Consider the following 21,961-nt stretch of genomic DNA (forward strand, 5'->3'; position numbering starts at 1 on the left):
CGTATATTACGCTTTCCTCTTTCAGAGTCAACCCCGTTTTTCAGGATTTTTCTCTTCAACCGAACCGGCTGCTTGTGTGAAGTGATTCACATCCGCCGTGTCGATGGAGGCGCATTATAGGGGGTCGACTCAGGAAGACAAGCGGAAATATGCATTTTTCTTCCAACCGCTCACCTTTTGAACATAACGCCTGCTTTTAGCGCTTTTTGATCGCAGCTGGCAGCTCTGCAAGGCTGTTAATCACCCAATCTGCGGCTTTTTCGGCCTCTTCGGTGACTGGCTTACCCGTGCGGACCAACACTTTTGTTCCTACATCTGCTGCCGTTGCCGCCTGCATGTCTTCCAGTTTATCGCCAACCATATAAGAAGCGGCCATATCAATGTGCAGATAATCACGCGCGGAGATCAGCATTCCCGGATGAGGCTTACGGCAGTCGCATACCTGACGGAACTCTTCTACGCTCCCCTGTGGATGATGAGGGCAATAATAGATGCCATCAAGATCGACACCTCTGTCCGCCAGCGACCAGTCCATCCATTCGGTCAGTGTCTCAAACTGTTCTTCGGTAAACTTACCGCGTGCGATGCCAGACTGATTAGTCACCAGTACCAGCAGGTATCCCATTTCTTTAAGTTCACGCATGGCGTCTATGGCGCCATCAATAAACTCAAACGCATCAATTTCATGGACGTAACCGTGATCGACATTAAGCGTGCCGTCGCGATCGAGAAAAATAGCCGGTACGGATTTTGCCACCGCTTTGCTCCTGAATAAGTTAAGTGCCGCTAGTATCGCATGTTTCGCCGGGCATTAAAGTGCTGAAAGCAGAAAGCCCGATTGATTTAGACGTCTGGATGCCTTAACATCCAACAAATTGACGGCATATGTCCGTCTATGGCAGAAGAAAATGCCACGGCTAACCCCAGAGCGATTACCACTACTCAATGATAAAACTTTCAAGTATCTCCAAAGTCTTCCAGCAGGGAAACCGCACAATCCAGGCGTTGAATAACGTCAGCCTGCATATCCCTGCCGGACAAATTTATGGCGTCATTGGCGCATCCGGTGCAGGTAAAAGTACGCTCATCCGCTGCGTAAACTTACTTGAGCGGCCGACCGCAGGCAGCGTGCAGGTTGATGGTCAGGAATTAACGGCCCTGTCAGACGCCGCACTGACCAAAGCGCGCCGTCAGATTGGCATGATTTTCCAGCATTTTAATCTGCTGGCCTCCCGTACCGTATTTGGCAACGTGGCGCTGCCGCTGGAGCTGGACTCAACGCCGCGTGAAGAAATTAACCGCCGCGTTAAAGAGCTGCTCGATTTAGTCGGCCTGAGCGACAAACATGACAGCTATCCGGCTAACCTTTCCGGCGGACAAAAACAGCGCGTGGCCATTGCGCGGGCGCTGGCAAGTAATCCGAAGGTGCTGCTGTGTGATGAAGCCACCAGCGCCCTTGACCCGGCGACCACGCGATCCATTCTGGAATTGCTGAAAGATATCAACCGTCGTCTGGGGCTCACCATTCTGCTGATCACCCATGAGATGGATGTCGTCAAACGCATCTGTGACTGCGTGGCGGTCATCAGCAACGGCGAACTCATTGAGCAGGATAAAGTCAGCGAAGTGTTCTCGCACCCGAAAACGCCGCTGGCCCAGCAGTTTATTCAGTCCACGCTACATCTGGATATCCCGGAAGATTATCTGGTGCGTCTCAAAACGGAACCGACCGCCGACAGCGTGCCGATGCTGCGCATGGAATTTACCGGTCAGTCCGTTGATGCCCCGCTGCTTTCCGAAACCGCGCGCCGCTTTAACGTCAACAACAACATTATCAGCGCGCAGATGGATTATGCCGGTGGCGTCAAGTTCGGCATTATGCTGACGGAAATGCACGGCGCGCAGCAAGATACGCAAGCCGCCATAACCTGGTTGCAGGAACATCATGTAAAAGTAGAGGTACTGGGTTATGTCTGAGCCAATGATGTGGTTACTGTTACGCGGCGTCTGGGAGACGCTGGCGATGACATTTGTTTCCGGTTTCTTCGGTTTTGTGATTGGTCTGCCGGTCGGCGTGCTTTTATACGTTACGCGCCCTGGACAGATTATTGAGAACGCAAAGCTTTACCGCACGCTATCCGCGCTGGTAAACATCTTCCGCTCCATTCCATTCATTATTTTACTGGTGTGGATGATCCCTTTCACCCGTGTCATCGTTGGCACTTCCATCGGTTTGCAGGCGGCGATTGTCCCGCTAACCGTGGGCGCAGCACCTTTTATTGCGCGGATGGTGGAAAACGCGTTGCTGGAAATTCCGGCCGGGCTGATTGAGGCGTCACGCGCGATGGGTGCCACGCCAATGCAAATCGTGCGTAAAGTGCTGCTGCCGGAAGCACGACCGGGGCTGGTCAACGCGGCGACCATTACGCTTATTACGCTGGTCGGTTATTCTGCCATGGGCGGCGCGGTGGGCGCTGGCGGTCTTGGGCAGATTGGCTACCAGTATGGCTATATCGGGTATAACGCCACGGTAATGAATACCGTACTGGTATTACTCGTTGTTCTGGTTTATTTAATTCAGTTCGCAGGCGATCATATCGTTCGGACCGTCACTCATAAATAGCATCACACAACACTAATACGCTAAGTTAAGGAAAAAGTATGACGTTCAAGTTTAAAACCTTTGCGGCAGTCGGTGCGTTAATCGGTTCTCTGGCGCTGGTCGGTTGCGGCCAGGATGAAAAAGATCCGAACCATATTAAAGTCGGCGTGATTGTTGGCGCTGAACAGCAGGTTGCTGAAGTCGCGCAGAAAGTGGCGAAAGAGAAATACGGTCTGGACGTCGAACTGGTTACGTTTAATGACTATGTTCTGCCCAACGAAGCGCTGAGCAAAGGCGATATCGACGCCAATGCCTTCCAGCACAAACCGTACCTGGATCAGCAGATTAAAGATCGCGGCTACAAACTGGCGGCGGCGGGTAACACGTTTGTTTACCCTATCGCGGGCTACTCGAAAAAAATCAAATCGCTGGATGAGCTGCAGAATGGTTCGCAGGTCGCCATTCCTAACGATCCCACCAACCTCGGCCGTTCCCTGCTGCTGCTGCAAAAACAGGGTCTGATCAAACTGAAAGACGGCGTTGGCCTGCTGCCGACCGTACTTGACGTTACGGAAAATCCGAAAAACCTGAAGCTGGTTGAGCTGGAAGCACCGCAGTTGCCTCGATCGCTGGACGATGCGCAAATCACCCTGGCCGTCATCAATACCACCTACGCCAGCCAGATTGGTCTGACCCCGGCAAAAGACGGCATCTTTGTTGAAGACAAAGATTCCCCCTACGTAAACCTGATCGTCACCCGTGAAGATAATAAAGACGCGGAGAACGTGAAGAAATTTGTCCAGGCGTATCAGTCCGATGAAGTTTATCAGGAAGCCAATAAAGTCTTTAACGGCGGCGCGGTTAAAGGCTGGTAATCTTTTCTCTCTGTAATATCATTCAGGACGGGCTCATGCCCGTCTTGTCATTTTTACAAGCACCTGATTCAATAGCTCACCACCTGATTATTCATTGAGGAAATATTATGCGTGCTTTACCGATCTGTTTAGTCGCACTCACGTTAAGCGGCTGCTCCATTTTAAGCAGATCTCCCGTTGAACCCACTCAAAGCACCGCAGTCCCGCCAAAAGCGGAACCCGCAAAACCGAAAGCCGCTTATACTGCGCCGGTAAAAATCTATACTGATGCGGAAGCGCTGGTAGGAAAACCTTTCCGCGATTTGGGTGAAGTTTCAGGCGAATCCTGCCAGGCATCCAATCAGGATTCTCCGCCAAATATCCCGACCGCCCGCAAGCGTATGCAAATCAATGCATCCAAAATGCGTGCCAATGCCGTACTGCTGCATAGCTGTGAAGTCACCAGCGGCACACCGGGTTGCTACCGTCAGGCCGTTTGCGTCGGCTCGGCGCTTAACGTTTCGGCAAAATGAGTGCTTTTCAGTTTGAGCAGATAGGCGTTATCCGCTCACCTTATAAAGAAAAGTTTGCCGTTCCGCGCCAGCCTGGTCTGGTGAAAAGCGCCACCGGCGAGCTTCACCTGCTGGCACCTTACAACCAGGCCGACGCGGTGCGCGGCCTGGAAGCATTTAGCCATCTGTGGGTTATTTTTGTTTTCCACCAGACGATGGAAGGCGGCTGGCGGCCAACCGTGCGTCCTCCCCGGCTTGGCGGCAACGCCAGAATGGGCGTTTTTGCGACCCGCTCCACCTTTCGCCCGAATCCCGTGGGTATGTCGCTGGTCGAACTGAAAGAGATTGTCTGCCAGAAAGAAAACGTCATCCTGAAACTGGGCAGTCTGGATCTGGTTGACGGAACGCCGGTCATTGATATCAAACCCTATCTGCCGTTTGCAGAATCGCTTGCGGACGCGACCGCCAGCTACGCGCAACACGCGCCCGATGCAGAAATGAACGTCAGTTTTAGTGAAGAGGTGGCAAAGCAACTTGCGACGCTGGAAGGGCGTTATCCGCAGTTAAGCACCTTCATCCGCGAAGTTTTAGCTCAGGATCCGCGCCCGGCCTACCGCAAAGGTGAAGAGGCAGGAAAAACGTATGCCGTCTGGCTGCACGATTTTAACGTGCGCTGGCGCGTGACGAACGCCGGTTTTGAAGTCTTTGCGCTTGAACCCCGCTAATTTCGCACCCTTCTCTTTTGACATCCCCTTCTCGCTGGTAAACTAAATCACTTTTTTTGTCTCAGGCTCGCGTTGAGCCTGTTCGATCGTCCAACTGGAACCGTAACAACATGCGTACTAGCCAATATCTGCTCTCCACACTGAAGGAGACACCTGCCGATGCCGAGGTCATCAGCCACCAGCTGATGCTGCGCGCCGGGATGATCCGCAAGCTGGCCTCCGGGTTATATACCTGGCTGCCGACCGGTCTGCGCGTCCTGAAAAAAGTCGAAAATATCGTGCGTGAAGAAATGAACAACGCCGGTGCAATCGAGGTGTCGATGCCAGTCGTTCAGCCAGCCGATCTGTGGCTGGAGAGCGGTCGTTGGGAGCAGTACGGCCCGGAACTGCTGCGTTTCGTTGACCGTGGCGAGCGTCCGTTCGTTCTCGGCCCGACTCACGAAGAAGTGATCACCGATCTGATCCGCAATGAGCTGAACTCTTACAAGCAGCTGCCGCTGAACTTCTTCCAGATCCAGACAAAGTTTCGTGACGAAGTGCGCCCGCGTTTTGGCGTTATGCGCTCGCGTGAATTCCTGATGAAAGACGCTTACTCTTTCCATACCTCGCAGGAATCATTGCAGGAAACTTACGACGCGATGTATGCCGCCTACAGTAAAATCTTCAGCCGTATGGGGCTGGATTTCCGCGCGGTACAGGCTGACACCGGCTCCATCGGCGGTAACGCTTCTCATGAATTCCAGGTGCTGGCGCAGAGCGGTGAAGATGATGTGATCTTCTCTGACTCTTCAGACTTTGCGGCTAACATTGAATTCGCCGAAGCCGTTGCGCCGAAAACGCCGCGCGCTGCCGCGACGCTGGAGATGACGCTGGTTGATACGCCTGACGCCAAAACCATCGCCGAGCTGGTTGAGCAATTCAATCTGCCGATTGAAAAAACCGTCAAAACCCTGCTGGTGAAAGCGGTTGAAGGAAACAGCCACCCGCTGATTGCCCTGCTGGTTCGTGGCGATCACGAGCTGAACGAAGTGAAAGCGGAAAAACTGCCGCAGGTTGCCAGCCCACTGACTTTCGCAACCGAAGAAGAAATCCGCGCGCTGGTGCAGGCAGGTCCTGGCTCTCTTGGCCCGGTCAATATGCCGATTCCGGTGATCGTTGACCGTACCGTGGCAGTAATGAGCGATTTTGCCGCTGGCGCTAACATCGACGGTAAACACTATTTCGGTATTAACTGGGATCGCGATGTTGCAACGCCGGAAGTCGCCGATATCCGTAACGTGGTGGCGGGCGATCCCAGCCCGGACGGTCAGGGGACGCTGCTCATCAAGCGCGGTATCGAAGTTGGCCACATCTTCCAGCTCGGCACCAAATACTCTGAAGCGCTGAAAGCGTCTGTTCAGGGCGAAGATGGTCGTAATCAGATCCTGACTATGGGCTGCTACGGTATCGGGGTAACGCGCGTGGTCGCGGCCGCTATTGAGCAGAACAACGACGATCGCGGTATCGTGTGGCCTGACGCCATCGCGCCGTTCCAGGTGGCGATCCTGCCGATGAACATGCACAAATCCTTCCGCGTGCAGGAACTGGCGGAAAAACTGTACGCTGAACTGCGCGCGCAGGGTATTGAAGTGCTGATGGACGACCGTAAAGAGCGTCCTGGCGTTATGTTCGCGGATATGGAGCTGATCGGTATCCCGCACACCATCGTGCTGGGCGACCGTAACCTCGACAACGACGATATCGAATACAAATACCGTCGTAACGGTGAGAAAGAGCTGATTAAAACCGGTGACATCGTGAACTATCTGGTGAAAGCCATTAAAGGCTAACGCAAAAGCCTGCGCCATCCGCGTTTATCGCTGATGGCGCAGTACCTTTCAATCCTGCACGATTTAATCGTCACACCCTTTTCCCGGTACAAATTTCGCTTTACTATCCGCCATCAGGATTTTTTCCTTCACCCCGGTCGCCGGATCGGTTTTAAGCGAGAAATGCCCTTCCACCATCAGCAGTAACGGCCTGCCCTCTGTGCCTCCGGCCAGGGCATAATCCTGCTCAAGCTGACTATTGCGGCTGACCGCCACCTTTTTCCCGGTCGCACAATCGGTAAATGTCGCAGTCCCTGGCTTATTGCTAAACATCCCGCGCATCGCCATCGGCGTTACGGGCAGGCTGGCGGAGACAGGCTCCAGCGTGTAGTTAAACTGCGAGGTAATGGGATTACCGTCGCGGTCGAGCATTTCCAGCGCTTCACCTTTGGCATGGAAGTAAGATTTTTCGCCCTGATTATCAGTCAGCACCAGCTTATCGGCGGTACGCGCCCACGTCCCGTAAGAAGCAAAAGATGCGTTTTTCTGCGACGTGCCCAGATAGTGCGAATTCATCACCCAGGTGCCGTCTTTTTCCAGAAATAAAGAGGTTTCAATCCCTTCACAATCGGCGCAGGGCAGTACGCCGCGCCAGCTTTGCTGCATTGGTTTCAGCTCTGCGACCTGAGTGGGCTGCAACGCTTCCGCGTCGGTGCGGTGATTACAGCCGATGAGCGCGACGAGCGCCCACGCCGCCACGGCGGCTACTATCGCTTTTTTCACTGCGGGTTCCTTATCATTTTTGTCATCCTCATGATTAATCCGCTGAGCGCCCTGGTTTTCCACGTAGCGCCTTCACCGTAGATTTTTGCGCTTTCGCGGCCAGACGACGCTCTTTAGAGGCGCGAGTAGGCCGCGTCGGTCGGCGGCTTTTTTGCACCACCGTCAGCTCCTGGATCACCGAAACCAGTCGGGCAATGGCTGCCTCCCGGTTCATCTCCTGCGTGCGGTGCTCCTGCGATTTGATAATAATCGTACCGTCATCGGTGATCAGATGATGGCTGGCTGCCAGCAGACGCTCTTTGTAATAATCTGGCAGCCCTGAAGCCCGAATGTCAAAACGCAAATGGATCGCCGTTGAGGTTTTATTCACGTTTTGCCCGCCTGCGCCCTGGGCGCGGATCGCCGTAATAGTGAATTCGTCTTCGCTGATAGCAACGCTGCCGGAGATCCTAATCATGCAGGCTGCTGCCAGGCAGTGAGATTGATTTCCAGATTATTCTCATCATCAGAAAGCCAGATTGCCCCTTCCTGAATCGTGGCCTGTAGCGTCATCGTGCGAGCGGCAAACGCGCTTAGCTGCGCCAGCTGTGCATCGTCAAGATACCAGATGCTGAGATTTTTGAACGAAGCCAGCTTACTCTGGTTCTGCTGCCACCAGATTTCAGCCGCCCGGCTGTTGTAGGTAAACAGCGCCACTTCAGCGGACTGCGAGCAGGCTTTTTTCACCCGCCGCTCGTCCGGCAGGCCCAGCTCGATCCATAAATCAATGCCCAGATGATCGTTGCGCAGCCAGGCTTCCGGCTCATCTTCAGCGCTCAGCCCTCGGGTAAACTGCAATCGCTCATTGGCATATTTGATCCACGCCAGCAGCCGCAGCATCATGCGCTCCTGCGTTTCAGAGGGATGGCGGGCCAGGGTCAGGGTCGCATCAAGATACTGATGACGGTCCATGTCGGCCACATTAACCACCGCTTTATAAATTGTCGCTTTCAGCGCCATGAAACTACTCCTTCACAAATTAGGTCTCATTGTAGCGAAATTGCGATCAAAACGCTGCGGTCAGTTACGTCTGCGAGCGCTCATCCTGCTGATATTGCTTAGGTGACTATGGTATAGTCACCTTGCTAAACAGGGGTTATCTTCGTAGGCTTAAACTTGCATCCACGATGAAGTCAGAGCATTGACAGGAGGGAATGTGGAACAATATTGTGAGTTAATACGCAAGCGGTATGCTGAAATCGCCAGCGGAGATTTAGGGTATATCCCGGACGCGCTGGGTTGCGTGCTTAAAGTGCTCAATGAAATGGCTGCGGATGATGCCCTTTCAGAGTCGGTCAGAGAAAAGGCGGCGTATGCTGCCGCAAACTTACTGGTGAGCGATTATGTCAATGAATGAAACGTATCAACCCATCAATTGCGATGACTATGACAATCTCGAGCTCGCCTGCCAGCATCATCTTTTACTGACGCTGGAACTTAAAGACGGTGAAGTCCTGAAGGCGAAAGCCGCTGATTTAGTCTCGCGCAAAAACGTCGAGTATCTGGTTGTTGAGGCGTCCGGTGCCAACCGTGAACTGCGTCTCGACAAAATTACCAGCTTCAGCCACCCGGATATCGGAACGGTGGTCGTCAGCGAATCCTGATCCCTCCTCTTCGTCGGGTAAGCCTTGCGCTACCCGACGCTTTCCTTGCTAAGTACCAGCGTTACGCCATTATCACCATCGGTCCAGCCTTCGCGGGTAATAAAATAGCCCGCCGCTGCCACCAGCGTTTCGCCATAAAAAAGCAGCGGTGTGGTGTCGCGCAGCCACGGAGCCACGCCCAGTTCCTGCCAGATTTTTTTCAGCTTGCGCCCGCCATTGCGCCCAATGATATGCACCAGCCCGCTGGCCGTAAAGCGCACCGAAACGGCTTCGCCTGGCTGTGGCAAGCGCAGCGTGCCTCCGGCCACCAGCGATAAACGGCCCAGCCCATCCGGCAACGGCAGCGGCTGCCGAAGATCCTGCCAGGCGAAAACGTTGTCCCCCTGCCCCGGTCGTCGCGCGATCCAGTGTAATCTCTGCTGATAACGGCGAATTTCAAATGCGCCCATTCGCAGGCAGGGCGTTGCATCTTCACGCGCCAGGGCGACTTCATCCCACAGCCGCGTCAGCATCTCGCGCGACGGCATCGGCGCACCACAGTGGGCCAGCCAGCGTCGCAGAAGCGCCGCACGATACACCGGGCTTTTATCGACCAGCGGTAAAATCGCCAGCGCGCCCCGATCGTCCATCCGCGTCCGCAGCTCATCGCCAAGTAATTCATCCAGCAACTGTTCCTGTTCAGCGCACAGTTCCGCGCTGCGCGCCGTCGCCTGCGCAAAATGCGCCCAGCGGGCGTTCAGCAGCGGCAAAACTTGCAGGCGCAGGAAATTGCGATCGTAGGCCGCATCCTGATTACTTTCGTCTTCAATCCAGCGCAATGCATGGCGTTCTGCCCAGCGGGTGAGCGTTTCACGCGACTCGGACAGCAGCGGGCGGATCAAGTGCGTTCCGGCGAATGCCGACACGCGCGGCATCGCGGACAGCCCCGCCGGACCGCTACCGCGCTTGAGCGCCAGCAGAAACGTTTCGCTTTGATCGTCAAGATGCTGCGCCGTCAGCAGCACTTCTCCCGGCAGCAGCGCCTCGCGGAATGCCTGATAGCGCGCCTGTCTGGCGTGTGCTTCCGTTCCCAGACCTTCATCAGGGAGCGTCACCCGCACCACGGCCAGCGGCACCTGCCACTGCTGGCAGATCTGCTGACAGTGCGCCACCCAGTCATCGGCGAAAGGGCTGATGCCGTGATGAATATGAATGGCACGCAGAGAAATTTCCGGCGAGTGCGCGCGCCAGCACACCATCTGATGCAGCAAAACCGTGGAATCAAGACCGCCGCTAAAGGCAATCAGAAACTGGCGGTGCGGATGAAGGGAATGAGCAATAGCAGGCGCGTTCATGATCGGTTTGACTCTGAAAATGTTGCCCGGAAAGTTACCGGGCAACAGGGGAATAGGCAAGCGTTACTGCTGATAAAGCTCCAGCGGCAGGCCGTCAGGATCGTTGAAAAAAGTAAAACGCCTGTCGGTGAAAGGATCGATACGGATCGCTTCACAGGCTACACCGTGGGCTTCAAGATGCGCCACCGCCTGGTCGATATCTTCCACGCTGAACGCCAGATGGCGCAGGCCGCAGGCTTCCGGGCGGCTGGGACGGGCGGGCGGAAAGGGAAACGAAAAAAGTTCGATCACATAGTGGCCGTTGAGCGCCAGATCGCCCTTCCACGAATCGCGCTCTGCCCGATAGAACTCTCCCTGGAGCGTAAAACCGAGAATATCGCAGTAAAATGCCTTACTTTTGGCATAGTCGGTGGCGATAATGGCAATATGATGAACTTGTTTTAAACCCAGCATAATTTTCTCCTTAATCTATGCCAGCACGTTACTGCCGCGACATTACCTGTGCAAGCGCTCACACGCTTTTTAAGACTCTCACCCGGTAAACCCCATCTTCATCACGCTTCGCGCCGTGAATATCGGTTTCGAAGCCGGGATAATGGCGGCCTACAGAACAGAGCATCAGCAAAAAGTCGAGTACGGCGCGGCTTTCTTCGGTGATCATTTCACCCGGCATCAGCAGCGGCACGCCCGGCGGATAGGGCAGGATCATATTGGCGGAAACGCGGCCGACCAGTTTCTCCAGTTCGATAGTTTCCACATCGCCTTTAATTTGCTGTTGCCACGCCTGGTGCAGCGTCATCACCATCTCCGGCAGCACGTCAAACGCACGCAGCATCAGGCGGGAAAGATCGTGCTGGCGGATCAGTCGGTGAATGCCCTGCGCCAGATCCTGAATGCGCATATTGCGGTAGAAATCGGGATCTTCAGCATACAGATCGGGGAGCATATTTTTCACCCGCAAATTCAGATCGTAGGCGCGCTTAAACTCGGTCAGGCCGCGCAATAATCCCATCGCCCGGGTTTTATCAATGCCGATACTGAACAGAAACAGCAGGTTATAGGGTCCGGTTTTCTCCACCACCACACCGCGTTCGTCGAGGAATTTCGCCACCAGCGCGGCGGGGATCCCCTCCTCGCTCATATGGCCCTGCTCATCCATCCCCGGCGTCAGAATGGTCACTTTTACCGGATCGAGAAACATATGATCGGCATCGGCGTCGTTAAAGCCGTGCCAGTCCTCATCGGGCGCCACCGGCCAACATTCGGCTTCATCCACCACTTCCGGCTGCCAGATATCAAAGAACCAGCCGTCGGATTCCTCCCGCAGCCGCTGAACCTCTTTACGAAAATGCAGCGCCCGCTCGACGGATCGGTTTATCAGTCTTTTGCCCGGATTGCCGCGCAGCATTGCCGCCGCCGTCTCAATTGACGCGACAATCGGATAGCTCGGCGAGGTGGACGTATGCATCATAAAAGCTTCGTTAAACGTGTCTTCGTCGTAATCACCTTTAATGTGGATCAGCGACGCCTGCGAAAGCGCGGCCAGCATTTTATGCGTCGATTGCGTTTCAAAAATCACTTTCCCCGGCACCCGCTCGCCGCTCATCCCGCTTTTGCCCTGATAAATCGGGTGAAAATGGGTGTAGGGCACCCAGGCAGAGTCAAAGTGGATCGACGGCACATCCAGCGTCTGCTTGATCCAGTTGGTGTTATACAGCAGGCCATCATAGGTGGAGTTTGTGATCACCGCATGTACCGGCCACTGCGCCTGCGGCGTGGCGGCGACCTTCGCGGCCAGGCTGTCACGGGTAAACTCGCGCCGTGGGATACCGCCAAGAATGCCCAGCGCGTTGCGCGTCGGCTTGAGCCACAGCGGCACAACGTCGCTCATCATCAGCAAATGCGCCAGCGATTTATGGCAGTTACGGTCGATCAGCAGCGTGCTGCCGGTCGGCGCGGCGTACATCCCGACAATCTTATTGGAGGTCGAGGTGCCGTTAGTCACCATATAGCTTTGCTCCGCACCAAAAGTGCGGGCGATATATTCTTCAGCCTCAAGATGCGGACCGGTATGATCGAGCAGCGATCCCAGCTCGGTAACGGAGATCGATACATCTGCCTTCAGCGTATTACCGCCGAAAAAATCATAAAACAGGCAGCCGATGGGACTTTTTTGATAGGCCGTTCCCGCCATGTGCCCGGGCGTACAGAAGGTGTATTTGCCCTCTTTGACATAGTTGAACAGCGCTTTGGTAAATGGCGGCGTGATATTATCCAGATACTCACCGGTGTATTGCCGGATGCGGGTAGCGATGTCTTCAGCGACCCCAAGCGAATACTCAAAGAACCACAGCGCCATGCGCATATCGTGGACGCTGACATCCATCGTGGAGTGAGTATTGATGAAGGCATACAGCGGGAGGTATTCATTGAGTTGGTTAATTTCGCTACATAAATCAACGGAATACTCATCCCAGTCGAAAATGACGCCGCAAATGCGCGGGTTGTGCTCAATGAACTTCAGCAGATCGGAACTGTTTTGCGGCCAGATTAATTTAAACCCCTGCGCTTCAAGCGCACTCTCAAGTTCTTTAATCGGCTCATCTTTGTAATAGACCCCGTGCGGCCCCATGATAGCTATGATATTCACGCGTTCCTCCTGAAAAAATCATAGCTAATCATAGTAACAATCCCGCCAGTGCGTCGCACCGGCGGGATTTATTTCTGTTACAGCGCGTTCCACGCATCCTGCCAGGCAATGCCAGCGCCAGGCTCATAGTACGCGGAGGCAACATTACACCATGCGCCCGCAGGCAGCGGTTTGCACTGGTACAGTACACCATTGTTATTGACGATATCACCGGCATTCCACGTCTGGGTGGCGTTCCAGGAAGGATAGGTCACCGCGCCATCCGTATCAGCTTTCGCTTTCGCTTTCACGTTCAGGGTGTAGCTGGCTGTGCTGCTCAGAGTACCGTCGCTCACTTTCAGGTTAACCACGTACTGCGCAGCTTCCGCTTTTTCCGGGGCATTGAAGGTGATAACGGATTTATCCGCACCGGAAACGGTCTGACCATCCTGTGCCATCCAGGTGTAAGACAGTTTGTCGCCGTTGGCATCGGTAGAGCCTGCTGCACTCAGAGAAACCGTGCTACCAGCATCTACCGCCCCCACCGGGCCAGCAATACGGGCGACGGGCGCAACATTAGCTGCCGGAGCCGGGACGTCATCGGGAGTCGGCTGCGGTTGCGGCTGTGCGTTGCCGCTGTCGTCCACGACGTTAACCTTGAAGTAGTGCTGGACGCATTTCGCATAGTCACCCTGTTTGAAGGCGGTATACGGCGTCTGATAACCCACTAACTGGCAGGAGTAGGATTTACCGTCTGCGGTATCCGCGCTCCATGACCAGTCTTCTTCCCAGTAAATCGGCAGTGCGCCCGCGCCGCCCTCGTCGAACTGCTTCATGTTCTTACAGCCCAGCACTTCGTCAGCCGGAACAGGCACTTTCAGATAGTTAGCAAACTCTTTGTAATAGCTGATACGGTTGAGGGACTGCGCCATTTCATCCGCGCCGCCGCATTCCACGCCGCCGTTGATGATCTGGATGGTCACGCCAAAGCCCGGCACCAGGCCATTTGCTTTATCGCGATCGTTCGGCTGCCAGGTTCCGTCAATGACGTGCAGCATGGACGGTTTCGGCGGCTGCGGATAAACAAAGAAGAAGACCGCGCTCGCCAGGTTCATCCAGGTATCGGCCACGATTTCCGGTTTATCCAGCAGCGGACGAACGTCGCCGTACATCGCGTCAGAGAACGGCCCGTAGTTGTAGTTATAGGAAAGCTGCTTCGCACCGCGACCAAAATAGCTGACGAAATCGCCGTCTTTATCTTTACCGCACGGCCAGGTCTGTCCCTGCCATACGTCCGGGTTACATTCCCCGTTATAGCCGCCTTTCTGACCTTCCACCCAGCCGACTTCGCGCAGGTAGACCAGCGCCTGGCGCCATTCAGGAATGTCACGCCAGCTTTCGTGGCCACCGGTTTCCTGGGCGAAGTGGGCGAACATAGTTGCCAGCGTTTTACGGCAGATCGCATCGCTGTCGCGACCGTCGGTGTAGGTGCCGCAGACAGCCGGGAATTTACCAATCGCTTTCAGGAAGTTCAGGTAGGTGTATTCCGGGGCGCGCATCGGGAAGAGGAAATCCCAGTCTTTCTCAGTCAGCATTTTCTCAACGCGCTTCACGTTGTCCGGGTTCGCCGCACGTCCAACAGCAATTTTTTCAACTTCAGCGTTATCCAGGGTCGCAATAGAGGATTTTACCGCTGACATCAGCGGAAAGCTGGTTAACTCTTTTTCTTTCGCCGCCATGTCGCTGGCTTTAATAGTGACCGGCGCGCTGTCACCGAGTAAAGGTGCCGCGTGTGCGGTTGATAAACCCAGCAGGATCCCTGCTGCTACAGCGCTTAAGGCCATAGATTTTCGCAATGCCATTTTCTTCTCCTTGATATATTCACAGCCTGCCCTGGCCGTATGCCTGGCAGAGCTACAGTTTCGGGGAAGAAGGGGCTGACGGGTTAATCATATGCTCTCAACGCGATATCACTTTTTTCCAGGGGAAAAATCACATAAAAAAAGGCCGGAATATCCGGCCTTTAGTGATAAAAATGAGGGAAGTAATCAGGCGTAACCGTAGCTCATCAGACGGTGATAACGACGATTGAGCAAATCTTCTTTACCCAGCACGTCGAGATCCGCTAAATCTTCCAGCAGCTGCGCCTTCAGGGAAGCGGCGATAGCTTCCGGGTTGCGGTGCGCGCCGCCCAGCGGTTCCGGGATGATAGAGTCAATCAGCTTCAGCTCTTTCAGGCGCGGAGCAATGATGCCCATTGCGTCGGCAGCCAGCGGCGCTTTATCGGCGCTTTTCCACAGAATGGAGGCACAGCCTTCCGGGGAGATAACGGAATAGGTGCTGTACTGCAACATATTCACTTTATCGCCCACGCCAATCGCCAGCGCGCCGCCAGAGCCGCCTTCACCGATAACGGTGCAGATAACCGGCACGCTCAGGCGCGACATTTCACGCAGGTTGCGGGCAATGGCTTCTGACTGGCCACGCTCTTCCGCGCCCACGCCAGGGTATGCCCCAGGGGTGTCGATGAAGGTGATGATCGGCATGTTGAAACGCTCGGCCATTTCCATCAGACGCAGCGCTTTGCGATAGCCTTCCGGTGCGGGCATCCCAAAGTTACGGCGGATTTTTTCTTTGGTTTCACGGCCTTTTTGATGACCAATGATCATCACCGGACGTCCATCCAGGCGTGCGATGCCGCCGACGATAGCTTTATCATCAGCGTAAGCGCGATCCCCTGCCAGCTCATCGAATTCATCAAATGCCAGGCGGACATAATCCAGGGTGTAGGGGCGCAGTGGATGTCGCGCCAGTTGGGCTACCTGCCATGCGCCGAGATCGGCAAAGATTTTCCGCGTCAGCTCTACGCTCTTTTCGCGCAGACGATGCACTTCTTCGTCGATATTTATATCCAGTTTCTCATCCTGACGGCTAACCGCAGTCAGAGAATCGATTTTCGCTTCCAGCTCTGCAATCGGCTGTTCAAAATCTAGGAAATTCAGACTCATAGTATTCCTGTATTAGTCAAACTCCAGTTCCACCTGCTCCGAACCAATGAGGCCACGGAGATCGTTAAGTAAACGATCGCTCGGAGAGACGCGCCACGTTGCGCCAAAGCGCAGCCGCGCACGCGCATCCGTCCTCTGATAGTAGAGATGTACTGGAATGGTTCCCGAACGATGGGGTTCCAGAGACTGACGGAGTCGGTTTAAAAGCTGGTCATCAATTTGCCTGTCCGTCAGCGAGATAGCAAGCCCGCGAGCATATTTTTCACGAGCTTCGTCAATATCCATCACTTCGCGGGCCATCATTTTAAGCCCACCGCTGAAGTCATCAAAGCTGACCTGTCCGCTGACGATAAGTATGCGGTCGTTTTCCAGCAACTGCTGGTACTTTTCCAGCGCCTCGGTGAATAACATCACCTCCAGCCGCCCGGAACGGTCATCCAGCGTACAGATGCCGATACGATTACCGCGCTTGGTGACCATAACCCGCGCGGCAATGACGAGCCCCGCCGCCGTGGTGACTTTACCACGTTCGGTCGGATGCATGTCTTTCAGCCTTACGCCTCCGACATAGCGCTCAATTTCTTTCAGATACTGATTAATAGGGTGGCCCGTCAGATACAGACCTAACGTTTCGCGCTCCCCTTCCAGTACCGTATGTTCCGGCCAGGGCTGGCAGCTGGCGTAGGATTGCTCGATCTGCTCCGGCTCTTCCGCCAGCACGCCGAACATGTCTGCCTGCCCAATAGCTTCCGCTTTGGCGTGCTGATCCGCCGCTTTTAACGCATCGCCAAGCGAGTTCATCAGCGCGGCGCGGTGCGGCCCGAGGCGGTCAAATGCCCCGGACATAATCAGTTTTTCCAGCACCCGACGGTTTAACTTTTTCGTGTCGGTACGCGCACAGAGATCGAACAGCTCGCGGAAATAGCCGCCGTTATTACGCGCTTCGAGAATGGCCTCAATTGGCCCTTCGCCTACGCCTTTAATCGCGCCGATACCATACACGATTTCCCCGTCATCGTTGACGTGAAAATGATATTGCCCGGAGTTTATGTCCGGCGGCAGGATTTTCAGCCCCATGCGCCAGCACTCATCCACCAGCCCTACCACTTTCTCGGTGTTATCCATATCCGCCGTCATTACCGCCGCCATAAATTCAGCCGGGTAATGCGCTTTCAGCCACAGGGTCTGATAGGACACCAGGGCATAGGCTGCCGAGTGCGATTTGTTAAATCCGTAACCGGCGAATTTTTCCACCAGGTCGAAGATTTTCATCGCCAGCTCGCCGTCGATGCCGTTTTTCTTCGCCCCGTCTTCAAACGCGCCGCGCTGCTTGGCCATCTCTTCCGGCTTTTTCTTACCCATTGCACGACGCAGCATATCCGCGCCGCCAAGGGTATAACCGGAAAGCACCTGGGCAATCTGCATGACCTGTTCCTGATACAGGATGATGCCGTAGGTGGGTTCCAGTACCGGTTTCAGGCTCTCATGCTGCCACTGCACGTCCGGGTAAGAGATCTCTTCGCGCCCGTGTTTACGGTCAATAAAGTTATCTACCATCCCCGACTGAAGCGGACCGGGACGGAACAGCGCCACCAGCGCGATCATATCTTCAAAGCAGTCCGGTTGCAGACGCTTGATGAGATCTTTCATGCCGCGCGATTCAAGCTGGAACACCGCCGTGGTTTCCGAGCGTTGCAGCATGTCGAAACTTTTTTTATCTTCCAGCGGGATGGCGGCGATATCCAGCGGCGGCTCGCCCTGCTTCTCACGCCGTTTGTTGATCATCTCCAGCGCCCAGTTGATGATGGTGAGCGTGCGCAGGCCAAGGAAGTCAAACTTCACCAGCCCGGCGTATTCCACATCATTTTTATCAAACTGGGTGACGGGATGCTGACCCGCTTCATCGCAGTACAACGGTGCGAAGTCGGTAATTTTGGTCGGCGCGATCACCACGCCGCCCGCATGTTTACCAGCGTTACGCGTGACGCCTTCGAGCTTACGCGCCATGTCGATCAGCGCTTTGACCTCTTCATCAGCCTCGTAGATTTCCGGCAGCTGCGGCTCGGCTTCGAAGGCTTTTGCCAGCGTCATCCCCGGATCGGGCGGCACCAGCTTGGAAATACGATCGACAAAACCATACGGGTGTCCCAGCACGCGGCCCACGTCGCGGATCACCGCTTTCGCCGCCATCGTACCAAAGGTAATGATCTGTGATACCGCGTCGCGCCCGTACATATCCGCGACGTGTTCGATAACCTGATCGCGTTTCTCCATGCAGAAGTCAACGTCGAAGTCGGGCATTGAAACACGTTCCGGGTTGAGGAAACGTTCAAACAGCAGGTCGAGCGCCAGCGGATCGAGATCGGTAATTTTTAGCGCATACGCCACCAGCGAGCCTGCACCGGAGCCTCGCCCCGGACCGACCGGCACGCCGTTATCTTTCGACCACTGGATAAACTCCATCACGATCAGGAAGTAGCCAGGGAATCCCATCTGGTTGATCACCTGAAGCTCGACGTCCAGACGCTCGTCATATTCCGGGCGGCGCTTTTTGCGCTCTTCTTCATCCGGGAACAGGAATTCAAGCCGCTCTTCCAGCCCCTCTTTGGATTTGACGACGAGGAAATCCTCCGTAGTCATATCCCCGGTCGGGAACTGCGGCAGGAAATATTCGCCAAGACGCACGGTCACATTACAGCGACGGGCAATTTCAACGCTGTTCTCCAGCGCTTCCGGGATATCGGCAAACAGCTCGCACATTTCATCTTCGGTGCGCATGTATTGCTGCGTCGAGTAATTACGCGGACGTTTTGGATCGTCGAGCGTAAAGCCGTCGTGGATAGCAACGCGAATTTCATGGGCGTCGAAATCATCCGGGCTGATAAACCGCACATCGTTTGTTGCCACCACCGGCAGCCCACGCGCTTCTGCCAGCTCAATCGCCGCATGAAGATAGCTTTCCTCGTCCTGCCTGCCGGTACGGATCAGTTCCAGATAAAAGCGGTCGGGAAAATGCTCTTCATAGAATGAGACGCACTGATCCACCAGCACGTTATTGCCGCGCATCAGGCTGCGGCCAACGTCGCCAAGACGTCCGCCGGAAATCAGGATCAGTCCTTCGCCAAGCTCCGCCAGCCAGTCACGATCGATCCACGGCCCGAGCGCCCCATAGCCGCGCTGATAGGCGCGTGAGATCAGCAGCGTCAGGTTTTGATAGCCGACGTTATTGGCCGCCAGAACGGTCAGCTGGGTCAGCTCATCGGGGAGCAGTTCGTTCTGGACGTGAAAATCCGCGCCGACAATGGGCTTGATCCCCGCACCGTGTGCCGTTCCGTAGAACTTCACCAGACCACACAGGTTCATAAAATCGGTGATCGCCAGCGCAGGCATACCCAGTGAGGCCGCCTTTTTCACCAGCGGCCCGGTTTTTGCCAGCCCATCGATCATGGAGTAGTCGCTGTGCACCCGCAGGTGTACGAAACGTGGTTCAGCCATTTTCAGATCCCGCGTGACTTAATTACTTGCGTGTTGATTCAGGACACCAGTCCCAGCGCGCGTTTAACAGGCGCAAAGCTACGCCGGTGATGCTCCGTCGCGCCGTGCTCCGCCAGTTTTTCAAGGTGAAAAGCGGTCGGATAGCCTTTGTGCTGCGCAAAGCCATATTGAGGAAACGTCAGATCCAGTGCCGCCATTTCCGCATCGCGAGCAACTTTGGCAATAATTGAGGCGGCGCTGATTTCTGCCACCCGACTGTCACCTTTAACGACGGCAAGTGAAGGCATCGCGAGGACGGGACAGCGGTTGCCGTCGATCAGCACATATTCAGGCATAACGCGCAGCCCGGCGACGGCGCGCTGCATCGCCAGCATCGTGGCATGCAAAATATTCAGCTCGTCGATTTCATACGGTTCGGCACGGCCCAGACTCCAGCTTAGCGCCTTTTCTTTGATCTCTTCACTCAGCGCCAGGCGACGCTTCTCTGAAAGCTTTTTAGAATCGTTAAGACCGGCAATCGGACGCGCCGGATCGAGGATCACCGCGGCCGTAACGACCGCGCCAACCAGCGGGCCGCGACCGACTTCATCCACACCGGCTACCAGGTGGGTATGCGGATAAACAAATTCTGTCATGGTGCTAACTCCAGTACCGCGTCTGCCGCCTGCTCATCGGCGTTACAGCGGATCTGCTGGTGCAGATCGCGGAAAGTCTCATGCATCGCGTGGCTGGTTTTACCATTCGCCAACAGGGGCAGCAGCGCGGCGGCTAACGCCTGCGGCTCACACTCCTCCTGTAGCAGCTCTTTCACCAGCTCACGCCCGGCCAGTAAATTAGGCAGCGAAACATAGTCGGTCTTCACCAGCCTTTTCGCCAGCCAGAAGGTAAAAGGCTTCATGCGATAACCGACGACCATCGGGCATTTTGCCAGCATACACTCCAGCGCCGCCGTGCCGGACGCCAGCAGCGCAGCGTCGCTGGCGATCATCGCCTCACGCGCCATGCCATCCAGCAGATGCACATTCAGATCTGCCGCCACTTCCGCTTTAATGCGCTCGAACTGTTCCCGGCGCTTCACGTTGACCAGCGGGACTACAACGTGCAGATCGGGATAATGCTGACGCAAAATTTGGGCGGTTTTAAGGAAGTCTGCACTGAGCATTTCCACTTCCGCGCCCCGGCTTCCCGGCAACAGCGCCAGACAGTGCACGTCATGCGGGATGCCAAGCACGTCGCGCGCCGCGTTTTTATCCGGGTCCAGCGGCATAGCATCGGCCATCGTATGACCAATGAAGCGGCACGGTACGTTAAATTTATCATAAAACGCTTTTTCGAAAGGCAGGAAAGCCAGCACCATATGGGTGGATCTGCCGATTTTGAAAACGCGTTTCTGCCGCCATGCCCAGACGGACGGGCTGACGTAGTGGATCGTTTTGATCCCCTGATTTTTCAGGTTGCCTTCGAGAGTGATATTAAAGTCAGGCGCATCGATGCCGACGAAAACGTCAGGCTTAAGATCGGTAAGCCGACGGGTAAGATCCGCACGGATATGCAGCAACCGACGCAGGCGACCCAGCACCTCGACGATCCCCATTACCGCCAGCTCTTCCATTTCATACCAGGCTTCACAGCCTTCAGCCTGCATACGCGGGCCTGCGACGCCGACGAAGCGGGCATCAGGTACGCGAGCTTTTAGCGCGCGGATAAGACCGGCACCAAGAATATCGCCGGAGGTTTCTCCGGCGACCAGGGCAATCGTTAACGGGCGCTGTTCAGCCATTAACGAATCAGACCACGCGTTGAACGCGCAAAGAAGTCCGTAAAGGCTTTCACTTCCGGATACTGCCCGGCCAGCTCGGCGATTTCGGGTTTGGCTTCTTCCAGCGTTTTCCCGCTGCGGTACAGGAGTTTGTAGGCGTTACGGATCGCGGTAATCGCTTCCCGGCTAAACCCACGACGCTTCAGCCCTTCGATATTGACACCGAATGGCGTGGCGTGGTTGCCCTGCGCGATGACAAACGGCGGGACGTCCTGCGCAACACCGGAGCAGCCGCCGACCATCACGTGTGCACCAATGATGCAGAACTGATGAACGGCCGTCATGCCACCGATAATCACGAAGTCGTCCAGCGATACGTGTCCTGCCAGCGTTGCGTTGTTGGCAAGGATACAGCGGTCGCCGACTGTACAATCATGCGCCACGTGAGCGTTGATCATCAGCAGGTTATCGCTGCCCACCTTCGTCAGTCCACCGCCCTGTACTGTGCCACGATGAATGGTGACGCTTTCGCGGATGCGGTTGCGATCGCCAATTTCTACGCGCGTCGGCTCACCAGCATATTTAAGATCCTGATTAACCTCCCCGATAGAAGCGAACTGATAAATCTCGTTATCGCGACCAATTTTAGTGTGGCCGTTTACGACAACATGGGATTTCAGTACGGTACCCTCGCCAATTTCGACGTTGGGTCCCACAATACAAAACGGGCCAATATGGGCGTTGGCACCAATAATGGCACCCTCTTCCACAATGGCAGTCGGATGGATAAAGGCGGTATTATCAATCAC

General features: G+C 55.2%; 21 protein-coding genes. 8 read left to right on the top strand and 13 right to left on the bottom strand.

Annotated elements, in window-relative coordinates:
- Positions 1 to 196: 196 nt before the first annotated feature.
- Positions 197 to 757, bottom strand: a complete 561-nt coding sequence (gene gmhB, locus RT197_RS20205; protein WP_312952976.1) for a D-glycero-beta-D-manno-heptose 1,7-bisphosphate 7-phosphatase — start codon at positions 755 to 757, stop codon at positions 197 to 199.
- Between the two features lie 188 nt (positions 758 to 945).
- Here gmhB and metN point away from each other — a divergent pair, with 188 nt between their 5' ends.
- The 6 genes from metN to proS all read left to right on the top strand — a co-directional run bounded on the left by metN (position 946) and on the right by proS (position 6,522).
- A complete protein-coding gene (gene metN / locus RT197_RS20210) occupies positions 946 to 1,977 on the top strand; it encodes a methionine ABC transporter ATP-binding protein MetN (RefSeq protein ID WP_312952977.1) in 1,032 nt (343 codons plus the stop codon).
- On the top strand, positions 1,970 to 2,623 hold the full coding sequence (locus tag RT197_RS20215; protein WP_312952978.1) for a methionine ABC transporter permease MetI: 654 nt from the start codon (positions 1,970 to 1,972) through the stop codon (positions 2,621 to 2,623). Before metN ends, RT197_RS20215 begins: the two co-directional genes overlap by 8 nt.
- Positions 2,624 to 2,661: 38 nt before the next feature.
- Positions 2,662 to 3,477: a methionine ABC transporter substrate-binding lipoprotein MetQ gene (gene metQ / locus RT197_RS20220; RefSeq protein ID WP_312952980.1), complete on the top strand. Its 816-nt coding sequence runs from the start codon at positions 2,662 to 2,664 to the stop codon at positions 3,475 to 3,477.
- 107 nt (positions 3,478 to 3,584) lie between these two features.
- Positions 3,585 to 3,989: an Rcs stress response system protein RcsF gene (gene rcsF, locus RT197_RS20225; protein WP_312952981.1), complete on the top strand. Its 405-nt coding sequence runs from the start codon at positions 3,585 to 3,587 to the stop codon at positions 3,987 to 3,989.
- Positions 3,986 to 4,693: a tRNA (N6-threonylcarbamoyladenosine(37)-N6)-methyltransferase TrmO gene (tsaA, locus tag RT197_RS20230; protein WP_312952982.1), complete on the top strand. Its 708-nt coding sequence runs from the start codon at positions 3,986 to 3,988 to the stop codon at positions 4,691 to 4,693. Before rcsF ends, tsaA begins: the two co-directional genes overlap by 4 nt.
- Before the next feature lie 110 nt (positions 4,694 to 4,803).
- Positions 4,804 to 6,522 carry a proline--tRNA ligase gene (gene proS, locus RT197_RS20235; protein WP_312952983.1) on the top strand — a complete coding sequence of 573 codons (1,719 nt, stop codon included), beginning with the start codon at positions 4,804 to 4,806 and terminating at the stop codon, positions 6,520 to 6,522.
- 63 nt (positions 6,523 to 6,585) lie between these two features.
- On the opposite strand, the gene nlpE is transcribed toward proS, so the two are convergent.
- The 3 genes from nlpE to RT197_RS20250 are packed head-to-tail and all read right to left on the bottom strand — an operon-like array spanning position 6,586 to position 8,283.
- Positions 6,586 to 7,284, bottom strand: a complete 699-nt coding sequence (gene nlpE, locus RT197_RS20240) for an envelope stress response activation lipoprotein NlpE (RefSeq protein ID WP_312952984.1) — start codon at positions 7,282 to 7,284, stop codon at positions 6,586 to 6,588.
- A 34-nt stretch (positions 7,285 to 7,318) separates the two neighbouring features.
- Positions 7,319 to 7,741, bottom strand: coding sequence for an alternative ribosome rescue aminoacyl-tRNA hydrolase ArfB (gene arfB / locus RT197_RS20245; protein ID WP_312952985.1), 423 nt, complete (start codon positions 7,739 to 7,741; stop codon positions 7,319 to 7,321).
- Positions 7,738 to 8,283, bottom strand: a complete 546-nt coding sequence (locus RT197_RS20250) for a YaeQ family protein (protein ID WP_312952986.1) — start codon at positions 8,281 to 8,283, stop codon at positions 7,738 to 7,740. The genes arfB and RT197_RS20250 overlap by 4 nt, the downstream gene beginning before the upstream one ends.
- A 196-nt stretch (positions 8,284 to 8,479) precedes the next feature.
- Between RT197_RS20250 and RT197_RS20255 the strand changes: the two genes are divergently transcribed.
- Both RT197_RS20255 and rof read left to right on the top strand, forming a co-directional pair.
- Positions 8,480 to 8,680 (top strand): YaeP family protein, encoded by a 201-nt coding sequence (locus RT197_RS20255; protein ID WP_312952987.1) that lies wholly within the window; start codon positions 8,480 to 8,482, stop codon positions 8,678 to 8,680.
- Positions 8,667 to 8,927 carry a Rho-binding antiterminator gene (gene rof / locus RT197_RS20260; protein ID WP_312952988.1) on the top strand — a complete coding sequence of 87 codons (261 nt, stop codon included), beginning with the start codon at positions 8,667 to 8,669 and terminating at the stop codon, positions 8,925 to 8,927. Before RT197_RS20255 ends, rof begins: the two co-directional genes overlap by 14 nt.
- 29 nt (positions 8,928 to 8,956) lie before the next feature.
- On the opposite strand, the gene tilS is transcribed toward rof, so the two are convergent.
- From tilS to lpxA, 9 genes are all read right to left on the bottom strand, one after another.
- Positions 8,957 to 10,261 (bottom strand): tRNA lysidine(34) synthetase TilS, encoded by a 1,305-nt coding sequence (gene tilS / locus RT197_RS20265; protein WP_312953041.1) that lies wholly within the window; start codon positions 10,259 to 10,261, stop codon positions 8,957 to 8,959.
- A 63-nt stretch (positions 10,262 to 10,324) separates the two neighbouring features.
- On the bottom strand, positions 10,325 to 10,714 hold the full coding sequence (locus RT197_RS20270) for a VOC family protein (RefSeq protein WP_312952989.1): 390 nt from the start codon (positions 10,712 to 10,714) through the stop codon (positions 10,325 to 10,327).
- Between the two features lie 58 nt (positions 10,715 to 10,772).
- Positions 10,773 to 12,911, bottom strand: coding sequence for a lysine decarboxylase LdcC (ldcC, locus tag RT197_RS20275; RefSeq protein ID WP_312952990.1), 2,139 nt, complete (start codon positions 12,909 to 12,911; stop codon positions 10,773 to 10,775).
- A 77-nt stretch (positions 12,912 to 12,988) separates the two neighbouring features.
- The gene (locus RT197_RS20280; protein ID WP_312952991.1) at positions 12,989 to 14,752 is read right to left on the bottom strand and encodes a glycoside hydrolase family 19 protein; all 1,764 of its coding nucleotides are present in this window, start codon (positions 14,750 to 14,752) and stop codon (positions 12,989 to 12,991) included.
- A 186-nt stretch (positions 14,753 to 14,938) separates the two neighbouring features.
- Positions 14,939 to 15,898: an acetyl-CoA carboxylase carboxyl transferase subunit alpha gene (accA, locus tag RT197_RS20285; RefSeq protein WP_312952992.1), complete on the bottom strand. Its 960-nt coding sequence runs from the start codon at positions 15,896 to 15,898 to the stop codon at positions 14,939 to 14,941.
- Positions 15,899 to 15,910: 12 nt separating this feature from the next.
- Positions 15,911 to 19,393 (bottom strand): DNA polymerase III subunit alpha, encoded by a 3,483-nt coding sequence (gene dnaE, locus RT197_RS20290; RefSeq protein ID WP_312952993.1) that lies wholly within the window; start codon positions 19,391 to 19,393, stop codon positions 15,911 to 15,913.
- Between the two features lie 38 nt (positions 19,394 to 19,431).
- Complete coding sequence (gene rnhB, locus RT197_RS20295; RefSeq protein ID WP_312952994.1) at positions 19,432 to 20,028, bottom strand: ribonuclease HII; 597 nt, start codon at positions 20,026 to 20,028, stop codon at positions 19,432 to 19,434.
- On the bottom strand, positions 20,025 to 21,173 hold the full coding sequence (gene lpxB, locus RT197_RS20300) for a lipid-A-disaccharide synthase (protein WP_312952995.1): 1,149 nt from the start codon (positions 21,171 to 21,173) through the stop codon (positions 20,025 to 20,027). Before lpxB ends, rnhB begins: the two co-directional genes overlap by 4 nt.
- Positions 21,173 to 21,961, bottom strand: coding sequence for an acyl-ACP--UDP-N-acetylglucosamine O-acyltransferase (lpxA, locus tag RT197_RS20305; RefSeq protein ID WP_312952996.1), 789 nt, complete (start codon positions 21,959 to 21,961; stop codon positions 21,173 to 21,175). Before lpxA ends, lpxB begins: the two co-directional genes overlap by 1 nt.

This window comes from Superficieibacter sp. (assembly GCF_032071645.1).
In the GTDB taxonomy this organism is placed as follows: domain Bacteria; phylum Pseudomonadota; class Gammaproteobacteria; order Enterobacterales; family Enterobacteriaceae; genus Superficieibacter.

Excerpts from the sequence above, each read along its gene's own strand:
- proS (WP_312952983.1), top strand. The coding sequence starts at position 4,804 with ATGCGTACTAGCCAATATCTGCTCTCCACACTGAAGGAGACACCTGCC.
- tsaA (WP_312952982.1), top strand. The coding sequence starts at position 3,986 with ATGAGTGCTTTTCAGTTTGAGCAGATAGGCGTTATCCGCTCACCTTAT.
- rcsF (WP_312952981.1), top strand. The coding sequence starts at position 3,585 with ATGCGTGCTTTACCGATCTGTTTAGTCGCACTCACGTTAAGCGGCTGC.
- metQ (WP_312952980.1), top strand. The coding sequence starts at position 2,662 with ATGACGTTCAAGTTTAAAACCTTTGCGGCAGTCGGTGCGTTAATCGGT.
- rnhB (WP_312952994.1), bottom strand. The coding sequence starts at position 20,028 with ATGACAGAATTTGTTTATCCGCATACCCACCTGGTAGCCGGTGTGGAT.
- rof (WP_312952988.1), top strand. The coding sequence starts at position 8,667 with ATGTCAATGAATGAAACGTATCAACCCATCAATTGCGATGACTATGAC.
- dnaE (WP_312952993.1), bottom strand. The coding sequence starts at position 19,393 with ATGGCTGAACCACGTTTCGTACACCTGCGGGTGCACAGCGACTACTCC.
- accA (WP_312952992.1), bottom strand. The coding sequence starts at position 15,898 with ATGAGTCTGAATTTCCTAGATTTTGAACAGCCGATTGCAGAGCTGGAA.
- tilS (WP_312953041.1), bottom strand. The coding sequence starts at position 10,261 with ATGAACGCGCCTGCTATTGCTCATTCCCTTCATCCGCACCGCCAGTTT.
- RT197_RS20215 (WP_312952978.1), top strand. The coding sequence starts at position 1,970 with ATGTCTGAGCCAATGATGTGGTTACTGTTACGCGGCGTCTGGGAGACG.
- RT197_RS20270 (WP_312952989.1), bottom strand. The coding sequence starts at position 10,714 with ATGCTGGGTTTAAAACAAGTTCATCATATTGCCATTATCGCCACCGAC.
- arfB (WP_312952985.1), bottom strand. The coding sequence starts at position 7,741 with ATGATTAGGATCTCCGGCAGCGTTGCTATCAGCGAAGACGAATTCACT.
- metN (WP_312952977.1), top strand. The coding sequence starts at position 946 with ATGATAAAACTTTCAAGTATCTCCAAAGTCTTCCAGCAGGGAAACCGC.
- RT197_RS20250 (WP_312952986.1), bottom strand. The coding sequence starts at position 8,283 with ATGGCGCTGAAAGCGACAATTTATAAAGCGGTGGTTAATGTGGCCGAC.
- lpxB (WP_312952995.1), bottom strand. The coding sequence starts at position 21,173 with ATGGCTGAACAGCGCCCGTTAACGATTGCCCTGGTCGCCGGAGAAACC.
- RT197_RS20280 (WP_312952991.1), bottom strand. The coding sequence starts at position 14,752 with ATGGCATTGCGAAAATCTATGGCCTTAAGCGCTGTAGCAGCAGGGATC.